This window comes from Marinifaba aquimaris (assembly GCF_013328345.1).
GTDB lineage: Bacteria > Pseudomonadota > Gammaproteobacteria > Enterobacterales > Alteromonadaceae > Marinifaba > Marinifaba aquimaris.
In genome coordinates this window covers 1-16,557 of record NZ_JABULX010000033.1, presented here as the reverse complement: position 1 = coordinate 16,557, position 16,557 = coordinate 1, and the positions used below count along the sequence as shown (strand labels likewise).

Below are 16,557 nucleotides of genomic sequence, written 5' to 3'. Positions count from 1 at the left end.
AAGAATCAGTAATACAGGAATGCTTATGAAATTGTTGTACCGCCTTATGAGTCATAAGCAGCCCGTTTTTTTTGTTGTTTTAAGCCTTTTTCTTCAAGCTTGTACTTCTACTCAACAAGCTAACGATGAACAACAAGCTGAGTTTAATTACCAGCAACAAGTGCAAAAAGTCTATGCTGTTAGAGATGGGCAAGCTGCTTTATCTCAAGAGCAATGGCAGCAAACCATCAATGACTTGCGTTATGCTTATGCCATGACATTAAGAGAAGAGAAGCTACTCAAATACCTGTTTGAAAACGAACAGAACTTATTTGAATTAGTCGATCTTGGTCAGCATCAAGCGTGTTATGAAATGGCTAATCAGGCACTTTCTATCAGCTATATCAACTTGAGCGCTCATTTTGCTGCCATGCTTTGTGCGCAGAACCTAGGTTTGTCCAATCAACATACCTTCCACAGTAATATGGTCGATAGCATCATGCGTTCATTAGGCCAACAGCGCAATGGTCGTAGCCCTGAAACGGCTTTTGTCGCTTATTGCTATGATGATTTACACGCTTTTACTTTACTGATGGAGTTACAAGTTAAATCTCGTCAGTACATTTTGCACAAAGATGTGGTTTATGATCAGTTAAAAGTCGTTGAAGCGGCAACTGGTGATGAATTTGACCTGTATTTTGATATCTCTAACCTGATGGCGCTTTAATTGCCATCTTCCTTTTTGCCGAGTTTAGGTAATATCAAAGCAAAGACGATAATCGCTAAGCCGTAAAGGGTTGTTGGCGCTATCTGCTCACCTAATATCTGACTTATCAAGACCAGCGAAATAAAAGGGGACAAATAAATTAACAGCGCGATTGGCGCCGGTCTGTGCGCTTTTTTTAGAGCGGCTAACCAAAGTAAAAACGTAATACCCATTTCAAAAAATCCAACGTAAATCGCGCTGCTAAGCGCTTTTAATTCACTGAATTGGCTGAGTTGAAAAGGTGAGAAAATAGCACTTAAAACAATCAATAAAGGTGCCGCTAAGCTAAAACAAATCAACAAACTTTGTTCAGCTGGTACGTCTATTTTTTGTTTGATTATCCAATAACTTGACCACAACAAAGTACTACCTAGCGCAAGGCTAATGCCAAGCAAAGATAAATCACCATGGGTACCACCACTCGATATAATGAAAACAGCAAAATACGCCAGTAATAGCGCTATCCACTCAATAGGCTTAATACTTTGTTTGAGAATAAGCGCTGATAAGATGCAGAAAGTGACAGACCAAGTGTAATTGAGACTTTGTGCAATTTGAGCGGGCAGCAAGTCGTAGGCTTGAAACAACACCCAATAGTAAATTAAAGGGTTGATTAAGCTAGCAGCTATCAGATAGCTAGCGTTAAGTTTAAATGTTTCAACTAATTGCGTGAGAGTGTTTTTTTTATAAAGGTTGATGGTCAAAAAAATACACCAAGATGTCACGCTAGCAATAGCGAGTAGTTGTAGCGGGGTAAACTCACTTAGGGCGAGTTTAAACGCCGTTGCGACGGTTGACCAAAGGACCGTCGCACCCAGTGCTAATGTAATGGCAACTTTTTGGCTTTTCATTTAACTCATCAGTAAATGTATGCACAGCTCAACTAGTAATGGGCACAGTGCAATGGTCAAGCACAATGAACTGGCTAACTTGGTTCGTGCACAAATGAGATAAAACAACAAAACGTATGACCAAAGGCTGAACAAATCAATGCCAACTACAAAGCTGTAAAGGGTATCTTTTGGGGTTAAGCCAACCAACTGATTGAGTGAGGTAATTAATAAATCTGCTTGCTCAATACGTTCGCTGCCAATAATTAACAGAACGAGTAGACCAATAAACAACTGTGGAATAACAGGTAATAGTGTCCACCAAATTACGCCAAGCCAGTCGGTAAAGCTATCGGTATTTTCGGGGTCGAACTTAGTCAGTAAATTCATCAACGCGGCGATAATAGCGCCTTGCAATATCAAAACGACGACACCACCGATAAGCGCATTGTATTTCAGGCTTTCTCCACTTGGGAATACATGTCTTATTTGTTCTTGTTCACTTGGACTTAAGTCACCAGCAATCATTTGTATATTGTGTTCGTACAACCAGTTGATATCTATGTAAGCATAGTAACCAAGGTTGAAAACAATGACGGTGGCGCAAATTAAAATAAAAGGAAACCATGCGCTTACAGGATGAGTTTCAAATTGATTAAAAGCGTGTTTAGGGCGCTTGATGAGTTGATTTATTCTTTCAAAAGCAGACATTTATTCTTAGCTATATGGTAATCTTGGCAGTGATTTTAACCTGCGAATAGCAGTTACCACAATATCGGGTTTAGGTACTTAATGATCAAGGTAGAACAAGTCTGTAAGCGCTTTCCTCTTAAAGATGCAAAACGCGTAAACCAATTAAATCAATCAGACCCTAGAATTTATGGTCGATTTTTTAACGTACTCGATAATGTCAATTTCAGCTGTCAGCAAGGGGAAATACTCGGGCTGCTCGGTGCCAATGGCGCTGGTAAAACCAGTTTGCTAAGAATTCTTTCAACTGCGTTATCGCCCGATTCAGGCCAAGTTTTATATCAACAGCAAAACGCTCACCAATTCAAAGCCACTGTCAGAAAAAAAATAGGTTTTCTATCGGGGTCTACTGGCTTATATGACAAATTAACCGGGCTTGAAAACCTGCAGTATTTTGCCAAATTATTTGGTATGGATGACGAGCAATTTGAAGCTTCATTGGCCAATTTAAACCAAGCTTTGGATATGGGCGATTATTTAAATCGTCGTTATCAAGACTACTCAACGGGGATGAAACAAAAAGTCGCGATTGCACGCGCTGTGATCCACCAACCTGATTATGTCATTTTCGATGAGCCAACGACGGGCTTAGACATCGCTGCATGTGAAGTCGTATTGCAATTTATGGCTCAATTAAAAGAACAGGGCAAAGCCGTTATTTTTTCTACTCATCATCTAGATGAGGTAGAGAGGCTTTGCGATAGGGTTTGCATTATCGAACGTGGCAAGGCCGTATTTGAAGGTGATCTAACGCAGCTTAAACAAAGTGCAAATGAATCTACTTTGCAGCCCGCAGTGCTCAAGTTAATGCAAAGTAGTCGCTAGTTTTTAATCCACTCTAGCATCATTTGGTTGGCTGGTACGTCAATTTGGTACTGGTTAGCCAAGGCCACAATATAACCATTAATATAATTGATTTCAGTTTGTCTTTTATAAAACACATCTCGGTTCATTGAAGAAAAGTTTTCAGCCGTTGCTTGTGCAACCTTGATAACAGTTTTGATGAGTTCTTGTTTATCAAATTGAACCCCTTTGCAATTGGCGACGTGAACAACTTCTTGGCAAATAGCATCAATGAGCTTTTGATGCTGCGTTTCACAAACAAGGCCGTTTTTAATTTGGAAATATGCAGTGATAGGGTTAATACAGGCGTTGATGGCTAGCTTTAACCATAACTTTCGTTCAATTTCTGGGTCCCAATGACAAGGTGAAAAGCCAGATAGAAAAGGGTTTAAGTAAAGTTTGGCTAGGTTTTCTTGCTCTTGGTTATTGACCAGCAAGCCTAGGCGAGTTTCCCCAAGCCCTGTATGAATCAATTCATTATCACTGGGCTTAAACGCCCCATGTGTTGTCGTTGCACTGACAATGGTATGCGTATCAAGCAATATATCTTTTATTTGTTCTCTACAGCCTAACCCATTATGCATCAAGACAATTACAGCTTCGGGTGTTAGGTAAGGCAGCATCGTCTCAATAGCCGTTTTTACTTGAAAGGCTTTTAAAGGCACAAGTAAAGTTTGCACCGAGTTCAATTCCAACTGCTGTGTTAAACAGGTGTTTAGCTTGATGTGAGTTGGTTTTGTTTGTTGGTACGGGGTAAATTCAAGCTTTGCAGATATTTCACGTCTGACGATGTTAATCGCTTTTACTGGCTGACGTTTAAGTTGGCTGCTAATTAAACTACCAATCGCCCCCATACCTAAAATATGGATAGTGTTATCCATCATTGAGTGCATCAGTTGAGAGTGATTTTCGGTTCTTGTGTTTTTGATAAAAGTGCCAACAGGCAAAAAAGCAAATGATACCAACAAAATCAGCGACTAAGTCGGCAAAGCTCGCTTGTCTATTCGGTCTGAACGATTGTGCAATTTCGACAAACGCACCATAGGCAGTTAAATGAGCCACCTTCATCCAGATTGGATGAGAAAACGCGCGATGGGCGATGTAACTCAAACCAAAGAAAATCAGAAAATGAAGAATTTTATCTATATGTGGCACTTTTTTTAATGCCGGGCCAACATCACGAAGAAAAAGCAGAGTAAGAACAATAATGGCGGTGAAAAACAGGCCACTGAAAATACGACGAGTCACAAGGTTTAATCATTAAATAAGCTGTGCAGTTATTATCCTTGTTTTAATCAATAAAACGCAACCTAAATCAAGCCCAAGTTTACAGATTTGACTACCAAATAGCCGCCGTACAGTGCTTTTGGATGCCTTTATAACCAAGTAGAATAAATTTATCCTTGCGATAAGTCCTTAAACTTGTAAAAATCAAGCCAATATTACATTTTGATAATTTTATTATTATTGCTAAGTGTAATTTAAGCTATACAGTGCCAATAACAACGATAAATAACACCGCATTGTATTGACGAGTGTAAGATCCGGTTAACCCTCGGACTCTGCTTTTTCTTAACTGATTTTTATCACGGATCTCAAATGCTTAAAGATAGTTTAAACAATGTTCACGTTAATGCTGAAGAAGTCATCTTAACGCCAGAAGAACTTAAAAAAGAATTACCAATCTCAGAACAGGCACTAAACGAGATTTCAAACTCTCGCCAGGTTATTTCAGATATCGTTCACGGTCGTGATCACCGTTTACTGGTTATTTCTGGTCCTTGTTCTATTCACGATACTGATGCTGCTTTAGATTATGCAAAAAAATTAAAAGCTCTTAGCGAAGAGTTAAGTGAAGACTTATATATTGTAATGCGTGTTTATTTTGAAAAGCCACGTACTACAGTGGGTTGGAAAGGTTTGATTAATGACCCACATCTTGATGGTACATTCGATATCGAAGCGGGTCTTCGCAAAGCACGTAAATTACTTATCCAACTAGCCGAAATGAATATTCCAATGGCTACCGAAGCACTTGACCCAATCAGCCCGCAATACTTAGCTGAGTTATTTGCTTGGTCTGCAATTGGTGCTCGTACTACCGAATCACAAACACACCGTGAAATGGCTTCTGGTTTATCTATGCCAGTAGGTTTCAAAAACGGTACAGATGGCAGCTTAACAACAGCAATCAACGCCTTAGAAGCAGCGGCAAGTGGTCACAGCTTCATGGGTATTAACCAAAAAGGTCAGGTTGCTGTGATTAAAACGTCAGGTAACCCAGACGGTCACGTGATTTTACGTGGTGGTAAGCAGCCTAACTATGATTCAGTTAACGTTGCTGAGTGTGAAGCTAAATTAGCTGAAGCGGGTTTACCGTTAGCTTTAGTTGTTGATTGTAGCCATGGTAACTCAAGTAAAGATCACAACCGTCAACCACTCGTTGCACAAGATATTGCCAGTCAAATTGCTGAAGGTAACCGTTCTATTATCGGTATCATGCTTGAAAGCCATATTAACGCGGGCAATCAAGGTTCAAACAAGCCTTTCTCTGAGTTAGAGTACGGTGTTTCAATCACAGATAAGTGTATTGATTGGGCAACAACAGAAAAATTATTACGCGAGATGGCAGCAAAACTAGCTGCACCTTTAAAAGCGCGTGTTAGCTAGTCACTAACTTTTTCTTTTTTCTGTTAAAACCTCTTCAATTTATGGCTGAAATTATCTGCCATAATGAAGGGGTTTTTACGTTTTTATAGTCAAGTAATGCTAATTACATAACCTAAATTAGGTGATTTATTAAATGACTCATTATCAGCAGCAAATTGATGCGATTAACGAACAAATCCAAATATTGGAGCAGGAAAAACGTTCATTAATAGCAAGCCACAAACAGGCGTTGCATACGCAAGTTGTGGAACAATTAAAAGCAAAGAAACTGCACAAACGCATTGCAGTTGTCGGTGGTGGTGGTCGCTTAGGTAGTTTATTTGTTCGCTTGTTTAAGCAACACGGTCATGAAGTCAGTATTGTTGAGCAAGGCGATGATTTAGCGACTCACCAAGGTCTGGCACAAGCAGAGCTGGTTGTTATATCCGTACCGATTAACCTTACTGAACAAGTCATCGAGCAAGTAGTGCCGTATATTGCTAAAGATGCGGTGTTAACTGATCTCACCAGTATCAAAGACAAACCCCTTCAGGCAATGATGAAATGTCACACAGGCCCGGTAGTTGGTTTACACCCCATGTTTGGTCCTGATGTGGGCGATATCCATGATCAAGTGGTGGTTTATTGTCACGGCCGTCAACCAGAAGCTTATCAATGGTTACTTGAAGAGCTTTCTTTACAACAAGCTAAATTGCACGAAACAACGGCCGCTTCACATGATAAAGCCATGGCGTTTATCCAAGTTATGCGCCACTTCTCAACGTTTGTTTATGGTTTGCATTTAGAAGAAGAAGATCCATGTTTGAAAGAGCTGATCGCAATTAGTTCGCCTATTTATCGACTCGAACTGGCGATGGTAGGGCGGTTATTTGCGCAGGATTCTCAGTTATACGCCGATATTATTTTCTCAAATCCAGATAACTTTGCGCTGTTAAAGCGCTATACCGATAGGTATCAAGAAGGTATTCAGTTATTGGAAATCAGCAGTAAAGATGAATTTAAACAGCAATTTGCCAATGTCAGAGCTTGGTTTGGTGATTTTGCTGGCCACTTCTTAGAAGAAAGTCGTTTGATGTTAGAGGCGGCTCACAACCGAGTGAATAAATAAGTATCTTTTAAAATGACAAGCCAGTGTTAAGCACTGGCTTGTTATCCAATTCAATTAGTTTTCTTCTTCGAAAACTAACGTCATGTTAATGACACCTTCTTCAAAATCACGCTTGATTTTAAAGCCTAAGTGCTTAGCTAAACCCGCCATATCATTGTTCTCTAACATGGTAATACCTGTCAGCATCTTAGTTTGATGGGCACGGCAATAATCAATAATTTTAACCATTAGCTTTTTACCTAAGCCAGTACCTTTCATGTCTGAACGCACAACAATGGCAAATTCGGCTTCAATATTGTCCGGGTCCATTTGCGCACGCACAACACCTAAGGTTTCACTGGTACCATCGTCTTTATCGGCAACGGCGATAAAAGCCATTTCACGGTCGTAGTCAATCTGGGTGAGTTTAGCTAGCTGCTCGTGCGAGAAGGTCGGCACCTCTCCAAAATAGCGTTTGTATCTATCTTCTTTGCTAAGTGATGCATCAAACGCTTCATGGTTCTTCTCATCTTCTGGCAGAATAGGGCGCAGCTGTACTTTTTTGCCCGTTTTTAATTCAAACTTTTCTTCCAGCTCTTTAGGATAAGGGCGAATCGCTAACGGCATAAAGTTACTAGGGTCGCCCGTTAAACGCATCGACATATCAAGTACGGTTAACGTGTCGTCTCGAACAAGTACTGGGTTAATATCAAGTTCGATGATCTCTGGGTTATCGACGATCATATGGCTGACTTGTGTCAAGAAGAGTGAAAGTGCTTGCCTATCTAATGGTTTAGCCATGTGGCGATCACGTAGCTTACCTTCTGCCAGCCCTTGTATGACTTGGTATCTCGCTAAAGACATATTCAGTGGTGGTAAAGCAACAACGGCATCGCGGTGAATATCCCAGTTTTGGCCACCTTCGCCAAGTAAAATGACAGGGCCAAATACCGGGTCACTTTTAACCACAATACGCAATTCATGCGCTCCGGCGCGTCTAAGCATACGTTGTACAATAAAACCTTCTACTTTAGCATCTGGCTCATTGTCTTTAACGTGTTGCAACATACTATCAGCCGCAAGGCTCACTTCATCTTTTGATTCAAGGTTCAGTGCCACACCACCAGCTTTTGATTTATGTGGTAAGTCTGGGCAAGAAATTTTCAACGCAATGGGGTAACCAAAACTATCGGCAATATTGAGTGCGCCTTCTTTGGTTGTTGCCATTTTTGTAGAAACCGTTCGAATGCCGTATGCAGATAAAATTGGCGCCGCTTCATCGGTTTCAAGTGAGATCAAACCTTGTGTTAACGACTCTTGAATAAGCTCGTTGGCTTTTTTAGGGCTTGAGCTCATTTGAGATGGAATAGACTCAGGCGTTTCCGATAGGAGCTTTTGGTTACGTCTGTATTGCACCATGTGCATAAATGCACCGACTGCACCTTCGGGCGATCGAAATGAGGGAATACGTGCCCGAGAGAACTTTTCTCTGACCTTTACCGTTGATGTTTCACCAATCCAACTGACTAATACATTGACCCGAGCACTCTTGGACCGTTTGACCGCAGAGATAATATGGTCAGCGTAAACTTCTGCTGGGTTAAGTGCACTGGGTGAGTGAAGAATGAGTAAATTATCAACATTAGCATCTTTAATCAGGATCTCGACTGCCTTTTCATAGATAGCTGGCATCGAATCGCCCAGCAAAGTCATCGGGTTACCGGCGGTAAAAGATGCGGGTACTAACTCCGATAACGCTTGTTTTGTTTCATCTTCTAATTTAGCTAATCGACCACCGCGTTTGACTAACGTATCAATCGCCATCGCATTAGGACCAAAACCATTGCCCAGCACAGCGAGACGTTCACCGCGAAGGGGCTTACCATGGGCGAGTGTCTCTACCGCAGCGAAAAGCTCTTGTAAGGCTTCTACGCGTAACATGCCCGCACGTCTAAAGGCTGCATCGTAAATGACATCTGGAGTCTGCTTTCGCGTGGCTTCTTGCTCGATATAATGCAGGTATCGACCGCCTTTGATGGTCAAAAGCGGTTTGGTGAAAGAGGCCGCTCGTGCCGCTGACATAAAGTTACGGCCTTGTTTGATACTATCCACGTATAGCAAGATAGATTGGGTTTTAGGGTCTCGGCCGAGAAAATCAATTAAGCTGGCAAAGTCGATATCGCTCGCATCACCGAGTGAAACAAAATAGCTAAAGCCAATTTTGCGTTGTTGCGCCCAATCTAATATGGAATTACAGATAGCGGCAGACTGAGAAACAAAAGCAATTTTGCCCTGAGCAGCCGGTACGTGGGCATAACTAGCATTTAAGCCTAAATCAGGCACGATAATACCCAAGCAATGAGGGCCTAGAATACTCATCTTGTATTCTTTAGCTTTTTTAAGTGTCACAACTAAGGCGTTAGTGCCATCTTCGAGAAAAGTTTCTCCCATGCCTGCGGCGATCACAATCGCATTTTTAGCACCAATTTGGCCAAGCTCATCGATAATGCCAGGTACCTTTTCGCCTTTAGTACAGATAATGGCAAGATCGGGTGTTAAAGGTAAGTCGGCAATAGATTGATAAGCCAGCACACCATTGACCGCTTTGTATTTGGGAGAAACAGGCATAATAGGGCCATCAAACTCACCTTTGAGTAAGTTTCGCATCACGGTAAAACCAGGGCGATAAGGCTTATTTGATGCACCAATGATGGCTACAGAGCTTGGGCGAAGAAGACTGTCAATTTGTTTTAAGCTCATTAGGATCTCATTCAAGCGATAGTGAGCCAATAAGGCTCACTAAAAAATACAAGTTATTGAAAATTTTAGACAAGTTAACCTGGATAAACCAGTTAAGAATGGGCCTTTATTGCGCTAAAACAAGAGAATGTAGTTTTTTTGCGATATCTGTGTTGTCTTGATGACCAACAAAGATCTGACTCGTAGGTCCAAAAGCAAAAACGCCGACATCATTAGCGGTATGTCCGCGCGTTGTCCAGCCTGTATTGGTTTGGCGGTTGATAACGTGTTTTACATGATCGTTAAACTGCTTATAGGCCAGTGACTTATCTTGTTTGTCTTGGGCCTTGTTAAAATCTGCATACGCTTTAACCAGCGGCGTCAGCTCGTCACGTGTTAAAGGTAGCTGAATATGCTCATTCCACGCTTGCTCAATTAATTGGCCCGTGGTTGATTCACTATAATCTGCTTTTAGGTTTAGCTCGGTGAATGCTCTTGCCGTCATTTTTACTTTAGCGACTTTATCTGAGTGCCATTCGTACTTTTTCTCTCGTCCTACCGATAAACCGCCAGTATCGTGATCTGCCGTTAATACCACTAACGTTTGTTTATCTTGTTTGGCAAAATTCAGTGCAACTTCAAAAGCGTTCTCAAACGATTGCATCTCAGCCATGGTACACGCAATATCATTAGCATGACCGCACCAGTCAATTTGTGAACCTTCAACTAATAAAACAAAGCCATTTTTATTATCAGTATTAAGTAGCGTTAAAGCTGAAGTTGTCATATCAGCTAAAAATGCGGTGCTTGAATTAAGCGCCGATGGCAAACCATTTTCGGCAAATAAGCCAATAACCGGTGGCTGTTTAACCTCTGATAACTGAGGTAATTGGCTGACATGTGAAAAGCCAAGGGCTTTTAGCTCATTCAATAAATGCCTTTGTGGTAAGTTAAAGTACTTTTCACCTCCACCTAGTACAACATCGACAATAGGTGCGCCTTTTTTAGCAAAAGAATTATCAATTAACCAAGTGGCAATTTCTTCTGCTTGCCTTCTACTTTTTTGATGAGCATAAAAGCTTGCCGGTGTAGCGTGAGTGACAGATGATGTCACGGCTAAACCTGTGCGCATTTGTTGTTCTTTGGCGAGTTCAAAAAGCGTCTTTAATGGTTGCTGCTCAGCATCGACTGCTACTGCGCCATTATAAGTTTTTATCCCTGTCGATAATGCCGTTGCACTTGCCGCTGAATCGGTAACCCAAGTTTCGTCTTTTGGTCGAGTTGAAGCGGTGCCGACAAGATATTGATCAAACAGGGTGGGGGATAGTGTCTGATCAGCTACCTGGTTTTTGTAATAGCGATAAGCACTGATATAACCTGGGCCCATACCATCACCAATGAGATAAATAATATTTTTCGGTTTTTCTTGGGCTAAAGCGCTTTGGCTGATGAAACTGAAAATTAAGGTCAATACCGTTAAATGTTTTAAAAATGTTAAATTCATGTGTCTAAGTTGTTTGTTTTTACGGGTTCTAGTCAGTTACTGGTCTGAACAGTGCATTTTCGACGAAATTGTACGACATTTTTGCGAAAAAACTTAAAAATATTAAATATAACGTATTGTCATTTTTTGTAACTTCTTTTAACATCATTTTAATTCGAGTTGGCACACGTCAATTTGAATTGCAGTAAAAAATAATAAAAAGAACAAAGAAGTACGGTGCTACCATGAACAAAGCTTCACCTGGGACTAAACTCTCAACTGTAGCGTTTATCGTGTTGGTTATGGCTGTATCTGCGTTATTTAATACCGCGAATGCCGACTTGGAAGCGCAAGTAGTTGTGCATCAGGATGATGCGAAAAGTAAGTAAAAAATTTAAAAACCAGCTCAATTGAGCTGGTTTTTTCATTTCTAGGACGTTAAAAGCACTGAACTTACACTTTTTAACACCCATCTCGATTTTCTTGTTATTTCTCTTTACGCTTTTTTAGCAAAACATTAATCACAAAATCAGTGCTTTTGGGTTTTTAATAATGTGGAAAGCTAAGCGTTTATTTGTGTGAGTTATTCAATAAGAAGTAGAAGAAGCAGCGCAGCAAAATAAAAGACCAGCACCCGTAGTTTTGCTTCAACTGATAGTTGGATAGAAGTATTGTTCCCTGCAATAGATAGGAGGAAGCCGCAATGCTGTTAGATTTTCAAACAATTGATGATGTTAAGTTAAAAACTGAATTAACTGAAATTCAAGCGGTTATTGATAGCTCTGCTTTTTTACAAGGATTATTTGTAGAAAGCCAGATACCTGAAAATACCGAAGGCTTTCGTATCTTTTCCGATCCAATAAATCTCGATATGAGAATTCAAACACCTGGGTACTATTATGATGATCCTGAAAAGTGGAGCTTTCGAGATCTATCTAATATTTTAGGTGAAGAAGAATCTAGAATTATGTATGAAGGGGTTTTCCCTTCATATAACGAAGTTCTTGAAGTTAAGGAGCTGTATTGGGAATTAATAAAAGGGGTTGCAGATAAAACGGAAACTCCTGTTAATAATCAGATACTCAAACTTATGAAACGTTATAGTGATTACAGTGTTTCTTTACAGAATAAATTCAACCTAACCGAAAATAACGTTAATTATATCTTTAAGCTTGTTGTCCCTAATGTTGTTCAAGAGCATATATTATTGCTTGTGAAGGCTGCTGTGTTTGGTGGGCTAGAACATTCCCCGATCTGTCAAAGAGTGCTCGATTGTTATCGACTTGGGGGGATGCCGGGTGGTTGGGTTGGTCCATTACCTGAAAATGGCGGTAAGGCAAAAGATTGCATAGAGCTTTATCACTTAGGGCAATAAAAAAACTCTGGTGTCAGGTCTTTCATTTTGCATGAATGTTGGATTGGTTAATGGTTGATGCTGACTTGTGTAGAATTGCGCTGGCTTTTAAAAAGCTATCCGCCTCTTTTATACCAGTAGTACCATCACCTTTGATTAGCACTATTCGCCATCTGGTACATCGCCAGTAATTACCTAAAACATGAAAAGAGAAATGGGGTTATCTTCAGACCTTGTAGGTAAAAACATTAGATTTAGTATGTATTAGCTGCTCTTTTAATCATCTATCATTGTTTAATCTAATGTCCACATATCCAGATATTATGAATAAAAATGTGTTAGGTGATGATTTAATACCTTGTTGTTTTGAACCTAAAACGGGCTTTTATCGTGACGGTTTTTGTCGAACAGATAAATACGATCAAGGCCGTCATGTAATCTGCGCAATCATGACTGATGAATTCCTCGCATTTTCCAAAAGTAAAGGTAACGATTTGATCACGCCTATGCCTGACTATGATTTCCCCGGCTTAAAAGCCGGTGATAAATGGTGCTTATGCGCATTGCGATGGTTAGAAGCTTATGAAGCGGGCAAAGCTCCACAAGTTATTTTAGAAGCCACTGCTTTTGAGTCGTTAAAAATCGTTGATTTAGAAATGCTTATCGCCTGCGCCAGAAAGAACTAGCAATATTTTAAGTAACACGAAAACTCTAAGATCAGGTCTTTCATTTTGCACCATTTCTTTTTAAATTCTCTTTTAGGCACCAGCGCGATGGTGATGGTCGATTTAAGCTCTGTAGTGCTTTTTCATTCAGGCCTTTAAATCCCATTATTGCTTTCGAGCAAAAAATACGAGTGAAGAAATTGCGTTGGTAAAGATTAGACTAACTTATTGGGCTGTTAAATAATGCAAGTTTCAAGACCTGACTCTAAGTTATTTTTCATAGTTTTTAAGTAAGTAAAAATGAGAAAGATTGATAATTTCTGCACACTGTATGACATTCAAAATGCAGGTATGAACTCTATGACTTGGCCATTGCAAAATCAATTTGAATATATGGTTATTGCAATTGTGTTAGTGTCTTTTCCAGTATTCTATTTGGTTTACAAAATGAGAGGGAGCAATCTACCTTGGTCGGGACTACCTATATTTTGTTTAATGTTTTGGGGTGTTAATTTTGCAATATACTTCGACAGTATTCCGCGTCCAAAAGCCAACTTTCAATTAATTTTGGATAAATTAAACGCCGGAGAATATAAAATGGTAGCAGGGAGTGTAAAGCATATCGTTTTAGGTGGTAGATATACTGAATTCATAATTGATCAAACCCAATTATATTATGGAGACGGAGACCCAAAACAAGGGCTTATTAATAGACATTTAGGACTTAAACCGTTAACCGTTGGGCAGAATATCAAAGTGCAATATGTACAAGATGTTTACGTTGACTCTTTGGGTAAACTGGATAATTCTGTGACACCGTCACCATTGTCAATTATCATAACTAAGCTTGAGACTGAGTGCTAGCATCCGAGAGCGGTGCTTAAATCTGGTTTTGAAGAGTCTGGTTACATAAGCACGATACTGAAGTTTGATATATGTTTGCTTTTTTAGTCTAGCATCAGTCATCGTGTGGTATTTAGAGGAAACAGAATACTTATAGGTTACAGAGGCATTCTGTTTGAGGTTTGAAAGGCATAGTGCTTTTGGTCGCTTGTTAAGCTCTTCTTTTTAAATGGCGCTCTCTGTTTTCACGCTTTTTCTCTTCGCTTTTTCTAAGCAACACATAAGTTGCACCATAGCCGCCATGGGCTTTTATTGCGGTGTGAAAAGCTAAAACACAGTCCATTTCGGTTAGCCATTTGTTTACATGGCTTTTTAGTACGGCGGGGTAGGGTTTTGAATCTTTGCCGACTCCGTGAACAATCAATAAGCTACGAATACTTTTTTGGTAGCTTTCTTGAATAAAGTTAAACAGCTCCCTTCTTGCTTCTCTCACACTAAAGTGGTGCAGGTTTAAGTTGGCATCAATTTGGTATTGGCCCAACCTAAGTTTGCGGTATACACCTTCTTGTACACCACTTTTTTTGTATTCAATAACATCAAAAGGGTCGACCGGTTCGATGTATTCCGTTGATAAATTATTAGGGTCGTCTTCCAGCTCTTGTTCGGCCGCTTCCTTTCGCGCTTGTTGCGCTAAGCTGGGCTCTGTTTTGTTGGTTAAATTTTGTTTGTCTTGGGTGAGTGGTTTGACATCGGCCATCTCTTGTTGAAAGAGTGCCCATTCATCTTGTGTATCAGACATGATAACTTCTAATCAAAATTGCCTATAACTGTCTACATAAGGTCTTTAAACGCTATTTTCAAGCTTTTGGCTCATGTAAACTAGACAAAGCTAACAAAAATAAACAATACATTCATGTTCGAACATCTATTTCTTTTTATCATAAGCTTAATTGCTAACACCTTGAGTTCGCTTGCAGGTGGCGGTGCAGGCTTGTTGCAATTACCAGCCATTATTTTTATGGGCCTGCCATTTGGCGTGGCATTGGCCACGCACAAAATAGCCTCAGTAGCTTTGGGGTTAGGCGCATCGGTTAAACACTTAAAAAATGGTGGCTATCAATGGCAATTGGTGACCATTATGATTGCTGGCGCTTTGCCAGGCGTGGTGTTAGGCGCCAGTGTTATTTTGTCTATTCCAACCAATGTCGCACTTATTAGCTTGGGCATATTAACCATAGGTTTAGGTGTTTACTCTATTTTGAAACCCGAACTTGGCATGACTGAGCAGGATAAAAACAGGCACGTAAAGGGTTACCTAATTGGGGCGCTGGGTTTATTTATTATTGGCGTTTTAAACGGCTCGCTGACGTCCGGCACCGGGCTTTTTGTCACTATGTGGCTGATTTATTGGTTTGGTATGGGCTATACCCGCGCCGTATCTTACACCTTAGTCATGGTGGGCATACTTTGGAATGGTACTGGGGCATTAACACTGGCTCTTTTAGAGTCAGTAAAATGGGATTGGTTACCGGCTTTAATTTTAGGATCTTTACTTGGCGGTTATCTCGGTGCTCACCTTGCGCTGGCAAAAGGCAATAAACTCGTTAAGCGCAGCTTTGAGGTGATGACCATAAGTGTGGGTATTGGCTTGTTGTTCAAAGCATTTACATAAAAGTGTTTCTCTTTGGTAACTTAGGTTAAGTTTGTTTAATACATTCCGATAAAGTGATTAGAGACAATTACTTTAAGAGTTAATGTATGTTTGATAAACCCATTCAGTTAGATCAAGTTGATGGTCAATTTCAATCGTCAAATCAATCACTTGATGCAGAAGCGGTGGATAAATTGGTCGTCATGATCCGAAAAATGGAAAAAGATGTTGAAGAGTTATTAAAAAACTACAACGAAACTTAATTGGTCTAAGCGCTAAAGCTCGCCATTTAAAAAGGATTTAAGAGATAACGCTTTTGATGCGGTTTCAGCATTTACCAATGCTGAATAACGAGTGTTGTGGCTGTTTGTTTGGGCTTGCCTGTGTTGCGATTAAAAAAAAGCTAAGCCTAATAATCGGCTTAGCTTATGCTGAGGAAGTCGCTTTATCCCCACAAAATCAACAAGCTGTCTATTGACGTACATGATTACGCAATGAGCGACTGTGTTCGATCACTCTCTTGTTAATAAAATCAGTAGCTTGTTAGTAAAAAAATAGTTTATAGCCTCAAAGTAAAAGCCACTCTTCATTCAGTGCTTGTCGAGGGGAAAATGAAGTAAAATAAGAGGAATAGGTCGCAGCAAAGTCAGTTGTTGACCCATCCTAGTATGGGTTGACACTTTTTTGATTAAAACGCCTGATGAATTTCATCGGGCGTTTTGTATTTTAAGGCCGAATGTGGCCTTTGTTGATTATATAAATCGACTGATTGTTTTACCATTTCCCTTGCCTCATTTAGGTTATTTGGTTTCATTAACAAGTATTCGTTTTTAAGAATACCGTTTACTCTCTCAGCCAGTGCATTTTGATAGCAGTCATAACCATCTGTCATTGAAC

18 protein-coding genes are annotated in these 16,557 nt (G+C 40.1%); 10 read left to right on the top strand and 8 right to left on the bottom strand.

Features of this window, described 5'->3' with window-relative positions; all coding sequences use genetic code 11:
- Window positions 1-25 precede the first annotated feature (25 nt).
- Window positions 26-706 (top strand): hypothetical protein, encoded by a 681-nt coding sequence (locus tag HR060_RS16435; RefSeq protein WP_174201381.1) that lies wholly within the window; start codon window positions 26-28, stop codon window positions 704-706.
- Here HR060_RS16435 and HR060_RS16430 read toward each other — a convergent pair.
- Both HR060_RS16430 and HR060_RS16425 read right to left on the bottom strand, forming a co-directional pair.
- Window positions 703-1,596 carry a DMT family transporter gene (locus tag HR060_RS16430; RefSeq protein WP_174201380.1) on the bottom strand — a complete coding sequence of 298 codons (894 nt, stop codon included), beginning with the start codon at window positions 1,594-1,596 and terminating at the stop codon, window positions 703-705. The genes HR060_RS16435 and HR060_RS16430 overlap by 4 nt on opposite strands.
- Window positions 1,597-2,286: a YIP1 family protein gene (locus tag HR060_RS16425; protein ID WP_174201379.1), complete on the bottom strand. Its 690-nt coding sequence runs from the start codon at window positions 2,284-2,286 to the stop codon at window positions 1,597-1,599. It lies immediately after the preceding gene.
- Window positions 2,287-2,367: 81 nt separating this feature from the next.
- Here HR060_RS16425 and HR060_RS16420 point away from each other — a divergent pair, with 81 nt between their 5' ends.
- Entirely contained in the window at window positions 2,368-3,150 is a 783-nt protein-coding gene (locus HR060_RS16420) for an ABC transporter ATP-binding protein (RefSeq protein WP_174201378.1), read from the top strand.
- On the opposite strand, the gene HR060_RS16415 is transcribed toward HR060_RS16420, so the two are convergent.
- Both HR060_RS16415 and HR060_RS19515 read right to left on the bottom strand, forming a co-directional pair.
- The gene (locus tag HR060_RS16415) at window positions 3,147-4,052 is read right to left on the bottom strand and encodes a ketopantoate reductase family protein (protein WP_174201377.1); all 906 of its coding nucleotides are present in this window, start codon (window positions 4,050-4,052) and stop codon (window positions 3,147-3,149) included. The genes HR060_RS16420 and HR060_RS16415 overlap by 4 nt on opposite strands.
- Complete coding sequence (locus tag HR060_RS19515; protein WP_174201376.1) at window positions 4,042-4,416, bottom strand: VanZ family protein; 375 nt, start codon at window positions 4,414-4,416, stop codon at window positions 4,042-4,044. Before HR060_RS19515 ends, HR060_RS16415 begins: the two co-directional genes overlap by 11 nt.
- A gap of 351 nt (window positions 4,417-4,767) precedes the next feature.
- Between HR060_RS19515 and HR060_RS16405 the strand changes: the two genes are divergently transcribed.
- Window positions 4,768-5,838: a 3-deoxy-7-phosphoheptulonate synthase gene (locus HR060_RS16405; protein WP_174201375.1), complete on the top strand. Its 1,071-nt coding sequence runs from the start codon at window positions 4,768-4,770 to the stop codon at window positions 5,836-5,838.
- Window positions 5,839-5,971: 133 nt separating this feature from the next.
- Window positions 5,972-6,946, top strand: a complete 975-nt coding sequence (tyrA, locus tag HR060_RS16400) for a bifunctional chorismate mutase/prephenate dehydrogenase (protein ID WP_174201374.1) — start codon at window positions 5,972-5,974, stop codon at window positions 6,944-6,946.
- Between the two features lie 54 nt (window positions 6,947-7,000).
- On the opposite strand, the gene HR060_RS16395 is transcribed toward tyrA, so the two are convergent.
- Together HR060_RS16395 and HR060_RS16390 are read right to left on the bottom strand one after the other, a co-directional pair.
- Window positions 7,001-9,685, bottom strand: a complete 2,685-nt coding sequence (locus tag HR060_RS16395) for a bifunctional acetate--CoA ligase family protein/GNAT family N-acetyltransferase (protein WP_174201373.1) — start codon at window positions 9,683-9,685, stop codon at window positions 7,001-7,003.
- Between the two features lie 106 nt (window positions 9,686-9,791).
- Entirely contained in the window at window positions 9,792-11,168 is a 1,377-nt protein-coding gene (locus tag HR060_RS16390) for an alkaline phosphatase (RefSeq protein ID WP_174201372.1), read from the bottom strand.
- A gap of 224 nt (window positions 11,169-11,392) precedes the next feature.
- Here HR060_RS16390 and HR060_RS16385 point away from each other — a divergent pair, with 224 nt between their 5' ends.
- The 4 genes from HR060_RS16385 to HR060_RS16370 all read left to right on the top strand — a co-directional run bounded on the left by HR060_RS16385 (window position 11,393) and on the right by HR060_RS16370 (window position 14,030).
- The gene (locus HR060_RS16385) at window positions 11,393-11,536 is read left to right on the top strand and encodes a hypothetical protein (RefSeq protein WP_174201371.1); all 144 of its coding nucleotides are present in this window, start codon (window positions 11,393-11,395) and stop codon (window positions 11,534-11,536) included.
- Between the two features lie 314 nt (window positions 11,537-11,850).
- Entirely contained in the window at window positions 11,851-12,522 is a 672-nt protein-coding gene (locus tag HR060_RS16380; protein ID WP_174201370.1) for a hypothetical protein, read from the top strand.
- A 281-nt stretch (window positions 12,523-12,803) separates the two neighbouring features.
- A complete protein-coding gene (locus HR060_RS16375) occupies window positions 12,804-13,187 on the top strand; it encodes a DUF2237 family protein (protein ID WP_343044260.1) in 384 nt (127 codons plus the stop codon).
- A 279-nt stretch (window positions 13,188-13,466) separates the two neighbouring features.
- Window positions 13,467-14,030, top strand: coding sequence for a hypothetical protein (locus HR060_RS16370; protein ID WP_174201369.1), 564 nt, complete (start codon window positions 13,467-13,469; stop codon window positions 14,028-14,030).
- Between the two features lie 190 nt (window positions 14,031-14,220).
- Here the strand turns inward: HR060_RS16370 and smrA are convergent, their stop codons facing one another.
- The gene (smrA, locus tag HR060_RS16365) at window positions 14,221-14,808 is read right to left on the bottom strand and encodes a DNA endonuclease SmrA (RefSeq protein WP_174201368.1); all 588 of its coding nucleotides are present in this window, start codon (window positions 14,806-14,808) and stop codon (window positions 14,221-14,223) included.
- A gap of 114 nt (window positions 14,809-14,922) precedes the next feature.
- On the opposite strand from smrA, the gene HR060_RS16360 reads away from it, so the two are divergent.
- Both HR060_RS16360 and HR060_RS16355 read left to right on the top strand, forming a co-directional pair.
- Window positions 14,923-15,681, top strand: a complete 759-nt coding sequence (locus HR060_RS16360) for a sulfite exporter TauE/SafE family protein (protein ID WP_174201367.1) — start codon at window positions 14,923-14,925, stop codon at window positions 15,679-15,681.
- A gap of 86 nt (window positions 15,682-15,767) precedes the next feature.
- Window positions 15,768-15,923, top strand: a complete 156-nt coding sequence (locus HR060_RS16355; protein WP_174201366.1) for a hypothetical protein — start codon at window positions 15,768-15,770, stop codon at window positions 15,921-15,923.
- Window positions 15,924-16,348: 425 nt separating this feature from the next.
- On the opposite strand, the gene HR060_RS16350 is transcribed toward HR060_RS16355, so the two are convergent.
- On the bottom strand, window positions 16,349-16,557 hold a 209-nt coding region (locus tag HR060_RS16350), incomplete at its 5' end, for an integrase core domain-containing protein (RefSeq protein ID WP_174198709.1).

Coding starts and splice junctions, on each gene's coding strand:
- HR060_RS16360 (WP_174201367.1), top strand. CDS start 14,923: ATGTTCGAACATCTATTTCTTTTTATCATAAGCTTAATTGCTAACACC.
- HR060_RS16405 (WP_174201375.1), top strand. CDS start 4,768: ATGCTTAAAGATAGTTTAAACAATGTTCACGTTAATGCTGAAGAAGTC.
- HR060_RS16395 (WP_174201373.1), bottom strand. CDS start 9,685: ATGAGCTTAAAACAAATTGACAGTCTTCTTCGCCCAAGCTCTGTAGCC.
- HR060_RS16385 (WP_174201371.1), top strand. CDS start 11,393: ATGAACAAAGCTTCACCTGGGACTAAACTCTCAACTGTAGCGTTTATC.
- HR060_RS16415 (WP_174201377.1), bottom strand. CDS start 4,052: ATGATGGATAACACTATCCATATTTTAGGTATGGGGGCGATTGGTAGT.
- smrA (WP_174201368.1), bottom strand. CDS start 14,808: ATGTCTGATACACAAGATGAATGGGCACTCTTTCAACAAGAGATGGCC.
- HR060_RS16355 (WP_174201366.1), top strand. CDS start 15,768: ATGTTTGATAAACCCATTCAGTTAGATCAAGTTGATGGTCAATTTCAA.
- HR060_RS16390 (WP_174201372.1), bottom strand. CDS start 11,168: ATGAATTTAACATTTTTAAAACATTTAACGGTATTGACCTTAATTTTC.
- tyrA (WP_174201374.1), top strand. CDS start 5,972: ATGACTCATTATCAGCAGCAAATTGATGCGATTAACGAACAAATCCAA.
- HR060_RS16375 (WP_343044260.1), top strand. CDS start 12,804: ATGTCCACATATCCAGATATTATGAATAAAAATGTGTTAGGTGATGAT.
- HR060_RS16380 (WP_174201370.1), top strand. CDS start 11,851: ATGCTGTTAGATTTTCAAACAATTGATGATGTTAAGTTAAAAACTGAA.
- HR060_RS16425 (WP_174201379.1), bottom strand. CDS start 2,286: ATGTCTGCTTTTGAAAGAATAAATCAACTCATCAAGCGCCCTAAACAC.
- HR060_RS16430 (WP_174201380.1), bottom strand. CDS start 1,596: ATGAAAAGCCAAAAAGTTGCCATTACATTAGCACTGGGTGCGACGGTC.
- HR060_RS16435 (WP_174201381.1), top strand. CDS start 26: ATGAAATTGTTGTACCGCCTTATGAGTCATAAGCAGCCCGTTTTTTTT.
- HR060_RS16370 (WP_174201369.1), top strand. CDS start 13,467: ATGAGAAAGATTGATAATTTCTGCACACTGTATGACATTCAAAATGCA.
- HR060_RS16420 (WP_174201378.1), top strand. CDS start 2,368: ATGATCAAGGTAGAACAAGTCTGTAAGCGCTTTCCTCTTAAAGATGCA.